The sequence below is a fragment of the Streptomyces griseus subsp. griseus genome (genome assembly GCF_000720255.1).
Taxonomy (GTDB): domain Bacteria; phylum Actinomycetota; class Actinomycetes; order Streptomycetales; family Streptomycetaceae; genus Streptomyces; species Streptomyces griseus_I.
The window spans coordinates 85,832-96,604 of sequence record NZ_JOJE01000009.1 but is presented as its reverse complement, the minus strand read 5'-3'; the positions used below and the strand labels follow the sequence as shown (position 1 = coordinate 96,604).

The window sequence follows — 10,773 nt, the reverse complement described above, 5'->3', positions numbered from 1 at the left end:
GCGGGGCACGTCTCAGTGGCTCGTGCCCGCGGTGGCCGGCGGCAGTTCCACCTGGACGCCCGGGTCGCCCGCGTCCGCCGTGTAGTCCTCCGGGCTTGTCTCGTCGATGCCCTCGGGGGCCTTCGCGGCCTTCAGGACGAAGGTGAGGATCACGGTGACGACGACGTTCAGGACGAAGGCCGTCAGGCCGATGTAGCCGATCTCGCCGATGCCGGGGATCTCCTTGGCGGAGCCGCCGAAGTGCTTCTGGGTCGGTGAGGCGACTCCGTACGCCGCGACCGTGCCGTAGACCATGCCGACGGCCCAGCCGGCCAGGAGGGCCCAGCGGTGGAACCAGCGGGTGAACAGGCCGCCGACGAGGGCCGGGAAGGTCTGCAGGATCCAGATGCCGCCGAGGAGCTGGAAGTTGATGGCGACGGTCTTGTCCATGGTGAGGACGAAGACCAGGGCGCCGACCTTCACCAGGAGCGAGACGAGCTTGGAGACACGGGTCTCCTCCTTCGGCGTCGCGTCCGGCTTGATGAAGTCCTTGTAGATGTTGCGGGTGAAGAGGTTCGCGGCCGCGATGGACATGATGGCCGCGGGGACGAGGGCGCCGATGCCGATCGCGGCGAAGGCCACGCCCGCGAACCAGGCCGGGAACATGGTCTCGAACAGCTGCGGGATGGCCAGCTGACCGTTGGTCACCTTCACGCCGGCGGCGATGGCCATGAAGCCGAGCAGGGCGAGCAGCCCCAGCATCAGCGAGTACAGCGGCAGGATCGTGGTGTTGCGGCGGATCACGTTACGGCTGCGCGAGGACAGCGTCGCCGTGATCGAGTGCGGGTACATGAAGAGGGCCAGCGCCGAGCCCAGTGCCAGCGTGGCGTACGTCCACTGGCCCGCCTCGGCCGGTGCCAGCGCGCCGCGCGGCTTGCCGGTCGCCGGGTTGGTCTGGCTGAACGCCTCGCCCGCCTTGGCGAAGATGTCGTCGAAGCCGCCCAGCTTGATCGGGATGTAGATGATCGCCACCGCGATGACGATGTAGATCAGCGTGTCCTTCACGAACGCGATCAGCGCGGGAGCCCGCAGACCCGACGAGTAGGTGTACGCCGCGAGGACACCGAAGGCGATCAGCAGCGGGAGGTCCTTCACGAACCAGTTCGTGTTCTCGCCGCCGCCGACGCCCATCACGTCCAGTACGGCCTGGATGCCGACCAGCTGGAGCGCGATGTACGGCATCGTCGCGAGGATGCCGGTCACCGCCACCGCCAGCGACAGCCCCTTGGAACCCCAGCGGCCGCGCACGAAGTCGGAGGTCGTCACGTACCCGTGCTTGTGGGAGACCGACCACAGGCGGGGAAGGAACGTGAAGATCAGCGGGTACACCAGGATCGTGTAGGGCACCGCGAAGAAGCCGGCCGCGCCCGCCGCGTAGATCGCCGCCGGTACGGCGACGAAGGTGTACGCCGTGTACAGGTCGCCGCCGAGCAGGAACCAGGTGATCCAGGTGCCGAAAGACCGTCCGCCCAGACCCCATTCGTCGAGGCTGTGCTCGTTCTCGGCCTTGCGCCAGCGCGCGGCCAGGAAGCCCAGGACCGTGACGGCCAGGAAGAAGAAGATGAAGACGCCGAGCGCCACGCCGTTCACGCCGTCGTTCACTGCGACGCACCGCCCTTCTCCGCGGTACGGGCGCGCTGGTCAAGCTGCCACAGCTTGTACGCGATCATGGTCAGCACCGTGGAGATGAGCACCCACAGCATCTGGTACCAGTAGAAGAACGGGATGCCGATGAAGGTGGGATCCGTCTTGGCGTACGAGCCCACCCACAGCATCGCCACGAAGGGCGCGACGAGGCAGAGGGCGATGACGACGCGCACAGGCGTCACCACCGGTCCTCGGCTCACTTCCGGGGCTTGCGACATGTGTGATTCCGTCCCCTCACTGATCACCTGTAATGCGCAGGAAATCTAGGTGACGGCGTCACGACAACGGAAGCCCCCGTCCGCATATCGATCCACAAACGTTGCAGGTGGGCTGGGCTGACGGGGTGCCTAATCGGTGGGGCGCTTGAGGCGGGCCACGAACTTGTAGCGGTCGCCCCGGTATACCGAGCGCACCCACTCCACCGGCTGCCCGTCGTGGTCCAGCGAGTGCCGGGAGAGCATCAGCATCGGCAGGCCCACGTCCGTGCCGAGCAGGCCCGCCTCGCGCGGGGTGGCCAGGGAGGTCTCGATGGTCTCCTCGGCCTCCGCGAGATGGACGTCGTACACCTCCGCCAACGCGGTGTAGAGAGAGGTGTACTTGACCAGTGACCTGCGCAGCGCCGGGAAGCGCTTGGCGGAGAGGTGGGTGGTCTCGATGGCCATGGGCTCGCCGTTGGCCATGCGCAGCCGCTCGATGCGCAGGACACGGCCGCCCGCGGTGATGTCCAGGAGGTCGGCGAGGGTGTCGTCGGCCGTGATGTAGCCGATGTCGAGGAGCTGCGAAGTGGGTTCGAGGCCCTGGGCGCGCATGTCCTCGGTGTACGAGGTCAGTTGCAGCGTCTGGGAGACCTTCGGCTTGGCGACGAACGTGCCCTTGCCCTGGATGCGCTCCAGACGGCCCTCGACCACCAGCTCCTGCAGCGCCTGGCGGACGGTGGTGCGGGAGGTGTCGAACTCGGCCGCCAGCGTCCGCTCGGGCGGGACCGGCGTACCGGGCGCCTGGGTCTCCGTCATGTCGAGCAGGTGCTTCTTCAGGCGGTAGTACTTGGGCACGCGCGCGGTACGGACCGTCGCCCCAGCCTCGTTCTCCGCACTGCTGACGTCGGTGCTCATGGCCTGCCTTCCCGGCTCCGGGTGCCGAAATGACCGACACACCGTCGGCCGCGGATCACATCGTGGCACGTATGCGGCGGTACTGCCCCGCCGCTTGCCTGATCTCTTCTGTATACCGTCGCAACCTTCTCTGGTCTAGTCCACCAGGCAAGTGGTCTACCTGGCACGTGCCTCCGAGCCTGATGTTTTCGACGGTTTCTTACTTAAAGGTTCCTGCATATGTAGGTCCCATAACGGCTGGTCGGAGGGGGTTCGGCCACTCTTGACAGGTCGATTGGTCTGAGCCAAGCTCTGCGCACTGGTCTACACCATTGGTCCAGGTCCCGGCCCGTGGGCGGGGGGTGTGGCATCCCTGAGGAGGGTGGCGTGAAGCGCAAGCTGATAGCCGCGATCGGTATCGCGGGCATGATGGTCTCCATCGCGGCGTGCGGGGACGACAAGGGCAGCGGGGGCTCGGACAAGGGCGCGGACGCGAAGGAGCTGACCGTCTGGCTCACCGTCGACGCCCAGAACAACTGGCCGGACCTGGTGAAGGCCGCCGACGCGGCGGTGCAGAAGAAGCACCCCGGCGTGAAGATCAACCACGAGTACTACGGCTGGCCCGACAAGAACGCCAAGCTCGACGCGGTCCTCGCCACCGACAAGGCCCCCGACGTGGTCGAGATGGGCAACAGCGAGATGCTGAGCTACATGGTCAAGGGCGCCTTCGCCCCGGTCGACCCGGCGAAGTTCACCAACTCCGACCAGTGGCTGGACGGCCTCAAGACCTCCGTCACCTACGACGGCAAGACCTACGGCGTGCCGTACTACGCGGGCGGCCGCGTCGGCAACTGGCGCAAGGACGTCTTCGCCTCCGTCGGCGTCAAGTCCACCCCCAAGACGTACAAGGAGCTGACCGCCGCCCTGGACAAGGTCCAGAAGAAGGAGGGCAAGAAGTTCAGCGCCTGGTACCAGCCCACCCGCGACTGGTACGCGGCCATGTCCTTCGTCTACGACGCCGGCGGCTCGATCGCGGTCGAGTCGGGCGGCCAGTGGAAGGCCAACCTCTCCTCGCCGGAGTCCGTCAAGGGCCTGAAGGAGTTCAAGAACGTCGTCGACAAGTACATGCACGGCGACAAGACCAAGGACGAGTCCGACCGCTACATCGTCTACGGTCAGGGCAAGTCCGGCATGATCTTCGGTGCCGCCTGGGAGGGCGCGACCTCCGAACTCCCGGACAACGACAAGACCGGCAAGCTCAAGGGCAACCTCGAGAACTTCGTGATGCCCGGCCCGTCCGGCAAGAACCTCCCCGTCTTCCTGGGCGGCTCCGACCTCGCCATCCCGGTGAAGTCCGACGCGCAGGCCCTCGCCGCCGAGTGGATCAACGCCTTCACCGGCCCCTCCGGCCAGAAGGGCCTGATCGCCAAGGGCAACCTGCCCAACAACAAGACCGACCTCGCGCCCCTGAAGAACGACCCCGCGACGGCGGTCCCGGCCACCGCGGCCGAGTCCAACTGGTTCGTCCCGATGGCGCCCGGCTGGGGCCAGGTCGAGAAGGCCCAGGTCCTGCAGACCATGCTGCAGAACATCGGCACCGGCAAGGAGTCGGTCGAGGACGCCGCGAAGGAAGCGGACGCCGCGATCGACAAGGTCATCAACACGAAGTGACCTGAACGCGGGGCCCTGTCCGGCGACGGGGCCCCGCTTCTCGTACGACCCGAGGGACCGCTGAGGAGCGCGCGGATGAGTGCCGCAGACACGACAACCCCCGCCAAGGTGCCGCCGACGCGGCCGTCACCGCCACCACCGACCGCCGTGACCAAGCCACCGGGACGGCCGAAGTCCGCCGCCGTCGCGACCCCCTGGCTGCTGCTCGCGCCCTGTCTGCTGATCCTCGCCCTCGTCATGGGCTATCCGCTGGTCCGCCTGGTCACCCTGTCGTTCCAGAAGTTCGGGCAGTCCCAGCTGTGGGGCTTCCAGCCCGCCGAGTCGGTCGGCTTCGCCAACTTCTCGAACGTGCTGGACGACGGCGAGTTCTGGCAGGTCGTCGTCCGCACGATCGTCTTCGCCGCCGGCTGCGTGATCTTCACGATGGTCGCCGGCATGCTGATCGCGCTGCTGCTCCAACGGGTCTCCGGCTGGGTGAAGACCCTCGTCAACATCGCGCTGGTGGCCAGCTGGGGCATGCCGATCATCGTCGCCACCACCGTGTTCAAATGGCTCTTCGACGCCGACTACGGCATCCTCAACGCCCTGCTCAGCAAGTTGCCCGGAGTCGACTTCGTCGGCCACAACTGGTTCGCCAGCGGGCCGCAGGGGCTGGCCGTGATCATGCTGCTCGTGGTGTGGGGAGCCGTGCCCTTCGTCGTGATCACCCTCAGCGCCGGTCTCACCCAGGTCCCCGCCGAACTGGAGGAGGCCGCCCGGCTGGACGGCGCCGGTCCTTGGGGGGTCTTCCGGTACGTCACCCTGCCCATCCTCAAGCCGATCATCGTGATGCTCACGACCCTGTCGGTCATCTGGGACATGGGTGTCTTCCCGCAGGTCTTCGTGATGCGCAACGGCCACCCGGAAGCCGAGTTCCAACTCCTCACCACCTATTCCTACGACCGTGCCTTCGTGGTCAACGACTACGCGCAGGGCTCGGCGATCGCTCTCATCACCGTGGTGCTGCTGCTGGGCGTGGTCGCCGTCTACATGCGTCAGATGCTGAAGATCGGAGAGGTGGAATGAGCAGCGTGAGCAGCACAAGCGGCACGACCGACATGAAGGGCATGAGCGCGCTCGCCTCCGCACCGCCCCGGAAGAGGAAACTCGGCTGGAACCTCCTCGGCCTCCTCGTCTTCGTCACCGTCGGCTTCCCCGTCTACTGGATGCTCAACACGGCCGTCAAACCGGCCAAGGACGCCATCGACCCGGACCCGAGCCTGCTGCCCACCGGGGTCACCCTGGCCAACTTCCGCCGCGCGTTGGCCATCGCCGACTTCTGGGGCCCGGTCGGCCGCAGCCTGATCGTGTCCCTCGCGGTGGTGGCGATCGGCATCGTGGTCGGCATGCTGGCCGCGCTCGCCATCTCCCGGTTCGCCTTCCGGGGTCGCAAGATCGTGATCGTGGGCATCCTCGCGGTCCAGATGGTCCCGCTGGTCGCCATGATCATCCCGGTCTTCCTGCTCCTCAACGACCTGGAGCAGTACGACAAGCTCACCGGCCTGATCATCACCTATCTCACCTTCATCCTCCCCTTCACGGTGTGGACCCTGCGCGGCTTCATCGTCAACATCCCCAAGGAGCTGGAGGAGGCCGCGATGGTCGACGGCTGCTCCCGCACCGCCGCCTTCGTCCGCGTCGTCTTCCCGCTCCTCGCCCCCGGCATGGTCGCCACCTCGGTGTACGGCTTCATCCAGGCCTGGAACGAGTACCTCTACGCCCTCATGCTCCTCAGCCAGAAGCACCAGACCGCGACCGTCTGGCTCGGCAACTTCACCACCAAGCACGGCACGGAGTACGCCCCGATGATGGCCGGCTCCACCATGATGGCCGTGCCCATCGTGGTCCTGTTCCTCCTCGTCCAGCGCAAGATGGCCGCGGGCCTGACCGCGGGCGCCGTGAAGGGATAACGACACCCGATGACGACAATCGCCGGCGGTACCGACACCCTGACCCGAGACGCCCTCACCGTCCTCCAGCCCGGCTTCCCGGGCACCACCGCCCCCGACTGGCTGCTGCGCCGCCTCGGTGAGGGACTCGCCTCCGTCGGCCTGTTCGGCCGCAACATCACCTCGCCCGAGCAACTGGCCGCCCTCACCGCCCAGCTGCGCGCCGAACGCGACGACGTGCTCGTCGCGATCGACGAGGAAGGCGGCGACGTCACCCGCCTCGACGTGCGCACCGGCTCCAGCTTCCCCGGCAACCACGCCCTCGGCGCGGTGGACGACGTCACCCTCACCCTGGAGGTCGCCGCCGAGCTGGGCCGCCGGCTGGCCGCCTGCGGGGTGAACCTCAACTGGGCCCCGTCCGCCGACGTGAACTCCAACCCGTCCAACCCGGTCATCGGCGTCCGCTCCTTCGGCGCCGACCCCGCCCTCGTCGCCCGCCACACCGCGGCCTACGTCACCGGCCTGCAGTCCGCCGGCGTCGCCGCCTGCACCAAGCACTTCCCCGGTCACGGCGACACCTCCGTCGACTCCCACCACGCCCTCCCTCGCATCGACGCCGACCCCGCGGTCCTCGCAGAACGCGAACTGGCTCCCTTCCGCGCCGCCATCGCCGCCGGTACCCGTGCGGTGATGAGCGCCCACATCCTGGTCCCCGCCCTGGACCCCGACCGCCCGGCAACGTTGTCCCGCCGCATCCTCACCGACCTCCTGCGCGGCGAACTCGGCTACCGGGGCCTGATCGTCACCGACGGCATGGAGATGCAGGCCATCGCGGGCACCTACGGCATCGAACGCGGCAGCGTCCTCGCCGTCGCGGCCGGCGCCGACGCGATCTGTGTGGGCGGCGGCCTGGCCGACGACGAGACCGTACGGCGCCTGCGGGACGCCCTCGTCTCCGCGGTGCGCACGGGCGAACTCCCCGAGGAGCGGCTCGCCGACGCGGCGGAACGCGTCCGGGCGCTGGCCCGCTGGACTGCGGCGGCCTCACCCGGGGACGGCGTCGGGGGACGGCCCGACGTCGGCCTCGTCGCCGCCCGCCGTGCCCTCCGCCCCACCGGCGCCGAGCGCTTCACCCCCCTCACCGAACCGCCCTACGTCGCCGCCCTCACGCCCGTCGCCAACTTCGCCGTCGGTGACGAGACACCCTGGGGCGTGGCCGCCGAGCTGTCGCGCCGACTGCCCGGCACGCGGACCGGCAGCTTCGCGGGAGAGGACGCGGCGACCGCGGCGTCCGCCGTGCTCAGGGCGGCCGGGGAACACCGGATCGTCGCCGTCGTCCGCGACGAACACCGCCACCCCTGGATGACGCAGGCCCTGGACACCCTCCTCACGGCCCGCCCCGACACCGTGGTCGTCGAGATGGGCCTGCCCCAGGCCCCTTCACGCGGCGCCCTGCACATCGCCACCCACGGCGCGGCCCACGTCTGCGGCCGCGCTGCGGCGGAGTTCCTCACGGGGCAGTAGGGCCGAAGCAGGGTCCCGAGCAAGAGCAGCAGCACAGCAGCGCTGAGAATGAGGCAGCGGGGCAACAGAGCCCAAGAAGAAGGCGCCGGATTCCCCACGGGACCGGCGCCTTCGGGCGTTCGGCGCTCAGATCCCCTGCCAGTCCGGCTTGTTGGCGTAGGTGTGGCGGAAGTAGTCCGCGAGCTTCAGCTTGGACGCGGCAGCCTCGTCCACCACGACGGTCGCGTGGGGGTGGAGCTGGAGCGCGGAGGCCGGGCAGACCGCCGCGACCGGACCCTCGACGGTCGCCGCGACCGCGTCCGCCTTGCCCTCGCCCGTGGCGAGCAGCACCAGGTGACGCGCCTCCAGGATGGTGCCTATGCCCTGGGTGATGACGTGGTGCGGGACCTGGTCGATGTCGCCGTCGAAGAAGCGCGCGTTGTCGATCCGGGTCTGCTCGGTCAGCGTCTTGATGCGGGTGCGCGAGGCCAGCGACGAGCACGGCTCGTTGAACCCGATGTGCCCGTCGGTCCCGATCCCGAGCAGTTGGAGGTCGACCCCGCCGGCCTCGGCCAGCGCCCTGTCGTACGCCTCGCTCGCCGCCTGGACGTCCTGAGCCGTGCCGTCCGGCCCGAGGAAGGCGTCCATACCGATCCCCAGCGGCTCCAGCACCTCGCGCCTCACCACGGAGCGGTAGGACTCCGGATGGTCCGCGGGCAGCCCCACGTACTCGTCGAGCTGGGCTATCCGCGCGCGTGAGGTGTCCACCGCGCCGGAGCACACCCTGGCCGCGAGGGCCTGGTAGATGGGCAGCGGGGTCGAGCCGGTGGCCACACCGAGCAGCGCGTCGGGTTTGCGCCGCAGGAGCCCCGCCATGGCCTCGGCGATGAGCTCGCCGCCCGACTCGGCGTCCGGAACGATGACTACTTCCACGCTGGGCCTGCCGTCCTGGAGTGATCTGCGGAATCTGAAGGGGCCGAAAGAGGTATGTGGTTTAGACCAATCTAGCAGAGTTGGGTCATCGGGGAATGGCCGGTGCGAGGCCAATCGGGCTAGGTCAGCGAGCCTCCCGTCGCGTCCACCCAGCTTCCCGTGATCCACCGGCCGCCGTCGCCGGCCAGGAACGCCACCACGTCCGCGACGTCGGCCGTCTCGCCCACTCGTCCCAGCGCGGATATCCCGGCCGCCCGGGCCCACGCGCCCTCGTCGGCGTGCAGCAGCTCATGTGTGTTGTCGGTGGCGATGATGCCGGGCGCCACCGAGTTCACCGTGATGCCCCTGGGTCCCAGCACCTTGGACAGGTCCCGGGAGAAGACGTCGAGGGCGCCCTTGGTCATCGCGTACGCCATGTTGTGCGGAAAGACGGCCGTCCTGGACAGCCCGGACGAGATGTTGATGATCCGGCCTCCCTCGCGCAGCCGCGTCATGCCGTGCTTGACGACGAAGAACGGCGCTTTCACGTTCACCGCGAAGACCCGGTCGTATTCGAGCTCGTCGATCTCCTCGATCGGCCGCGAGACGCCGATCCCTGCGTTGTTCACCAGGATGTCCAGCCCGTCGGCGTGCCGGTCGAACTCCTCCCACAGTGCCCGCGCGTCCCCGGGCTGCCCCAACTCGGTGCCGATCGCGAACGCCGAGCCGCCGGCCGCCTCGATCGCGGCCACCGTCTCCTTCGCCGCCGCCTCGTTCCTGCCGTAGTGCACGGCGACCCGTGCGCCGTCGCGTCCCAGCCGCTCGGCGATCCCTCGCCCGATCCCCCTGCTCGCCCCCGTGACGAGTGCCGTCCTGCCGGTGAGCACGCCCATGTCGGCGCCCCCCTTCTCATTTTCTAGCGGTCGCTACAGAAAAGACCGTACAACAGCCGGCCGACATTTCTCTAGCGCCCCCTATAGAATTCACCCCATGGTGGACAGTGGCACGGAGAAGGCGCAGGTCGGGAAGGTTTCGAGGCCGCGGGGCCGTCCTCGCTCCTTCGACCGGGCGACGGCGCTGGAGAAGGCGCTCATGGCCTTCTGGGAGCACGGCTACGAGGCGACCTCGGTCTCCGAGCTCACCTCCGCCATGGGCATCGGCGCCCCCAGCCTGTACGCGGCGTTCGGCGACAAGCAGGCGCTCTTCGCGGAGGTCGTGCGTGAGTACGGCGTGCGGTACGGGTCCTTCGGCGACCGCGCCCTCGCCGAGGAACCCACGGCCCGGGCCGCCGTCGAGCGGATGCTGCGCGAGGCCGCCGTCGAGTACACGGCCCCCGGCCGCCCGCACGGCTGTCTCGTCATCCACGCGGCCACCAACTGCACCAGCCCCGAGGTGGAGGGGTCCCTCAGGGATCGGCGCAACGCGAGCATCGCCGCGTTCGAGCGCCGGATGAGGGACGACGTCGAAGCGGGGGAGCTGCCGGCGGACACGGATGTCGCCGCACTGGCCCGGCACACCGGAGCGATCATCCAGGGCATGTCCCAACAGGCACGTGACGGGGCGAGTCGGGAGGAACTGGAGGCGCTCGCCGAAATTGCCATGGCCATCTGGCCCCGCACATGAACCCACAAGCGTTAGGCTGCGTGGAGGACGCCAGGGCGTTCGACCCTTGCAGACCGCTCCCGGGACATCGCGGAACGCCCCGGGAAAGCGCCAACAACAAACAGGCTTCAACGCATGGACACGCACAGTGGTCTAGTCCAGAATGCGTAGGAGAAGCGCAGTCGAGAACAACGCAGACCTCCGTCTTCCCCGCACAGGAAGGCGGATCGAGGATCCGGAGCTCTCTGCCCTGACTGCCCCGGTTCCTCATCCTTCGGCCGAACGGGACCGCACACCCCGCGGCCGATATTGCTCCGGGCTGCGGTGCCGGGAGGGTTGAGGGTCCCTCTCAGGCGCCGCGGCCCGCGGGTGGTTTCGGG

General features: G+C 68.7%; 10 protein-coding genes. 5 read left to right on the top strand and 5 right to left on the bottom strand.

Annotation, left to right across the window (positions count from 1 at the left end; translation table 11 throughout):
• Positions 1-12: 12 nt before the first annotated feature.
• From mctP to IG99_RS15165, 3 genes are all read right to left on the bottom strand, one after another.
• On the bottom strand, positions 13-1,641 hold the full coding sequence (mctP, locus tag IG99_RS15175; protein ID WP_037674133.1) for a monocarboxylate uptake permease MctP: 1,629 nt from the start codon (positions 1,639-1,641) through the stop codon (positions 13-15).
• Positions 1,638-1,904, bottom strand: coding sequence for a DUF3311 domain-containing protein (locus tag IG99_RS15170; RefSeq protein ID WP_078947720.1), 267 nt, complete (start codon positions 1,902-1,904; stop codon positions 1,638-1,640). The genes mctP and IG99_RS15170 overlap by 4 nt, the downstream gene beginning before the upstream one ends.
• Before the next feature lie 129 nt (positions 1,905-2,033).
• Positions 2,034-2,798, bottom strand: a complete 765-nt coding sequence (locus IG99_RS15165; RefSeq protein ID WP_037674129.1) for a GntR family transcriptional regulator — start codon at positions 2,796-2,798, stop codon at positions 2,034-2,036.
• Between the two features lie 366 nt (positions 2,799-3,164).
• Here IG99_RS15165 and IG99_RS15160 point away from each other — a divergent pair, with 366 nt between their 5' ends.
• The 4 genes from IG99_RS15160 to IG99_RS15145 all read left to right on the top strand — a co-directional run bounded on the left by IG99_RS15160 (position 3,165) and on the right by IG99_RS15145 (position 7,900).
• The gene (locus IG99_RS15160; protein WP_037674126.1) at positions 3,165-4,448 is read left to right on the top strand and encodes an extracellular solute-binding protein; all 1,284 of its coding nucleotides are present in this window, start codon (positions 3,165-3,167) and stop codon (positions 4,446-4,448) included.
• Positions 4,449-4,523: 75 nt separating this feature from the next.
• Positions 4,524-5,513, top strand: coding sequence for a carbohydrate ABC transporter permease (locus IG99_RS15155; RefSeq protein WP_037674123.1), 990 nt, complete (start codon positions 4,524-4,526; stop codon positions 5,511-5,513).
• Positions 5,514-5,545: 32 nt separating this feature from the next.
• Positions 5,546-6,397, top strand: a complete 852-nt coding sequence (locus IG99_RS15150; RefSeq protein ID WP_394298019.1) for a carbohydrate ABC transporter permease — start codon at positions 5,546-5,548, stop codon at positions 6,395-6,397.
• Positions 6,398-6,406: 9 nt separating this feature from the next.
• Positions 6,407-7,900 carry a glycoside hydrolase family 3 protein gene (locus IG99_RS15145; RefSeq protein WP_037674121.1) on the top strand — a complete coding sequence of 498 codons (1,494 nt, stop codon included), beginning with the start codon at positions 6,407-6,409 and terminating at the stop codon, positions 7,898-7,900.
• 126 nt (positions 7,901-8,026) lie between these two features.
• Here the strand turns inward: IG99_RS15145 and nagB are convergent, their stop codons facing one another.
• Together nagB and IG99_RS15135 are read right to left on the bottom strand one after the other, a co-directional pair.
• Positions 8,027-8,812, bottom strand: coding sequence for a glucosamine-6-phosphate deaminase (nagB, locus tag IG99_RS15140; protein ID WP_037674117.1), 786 nt, complete (start codon positions 8,810-8,812; stop codon positions 8,027-8,029).
• Positions 8,813-8,931: 119 nt separating this feature from the next.
• A complete protein-coding gene (locus IG99_RS15135; RefSeq protein WP_037674114.1) occupies positions 8,932-9,684 on the bottom strand; it encodes an SDR family oxidoreductase in 753 nt (250 codons plus the stop codon).
• Positions 9,685-9,781: 97 nt separating this feature from the next.
• Here IG99_RS15135 and IG99_RS15130 point away from each other — a divergent pair, with 97 nt between their 5' ends.
• Positions 9,782-10,414, top strand: a complete 633-nt coding sequence (locus IG99_RS15130) for a TetR/AcrR family transcriptional regulator (RefSeq protein ID WP_037674112.1) — start codon at positions 9,782-9,784, stop codon at positions 10,412-10,414.
• The last annotated feature ends 359 nt before the right edge of the window (positions 10,415-10,773 follow it).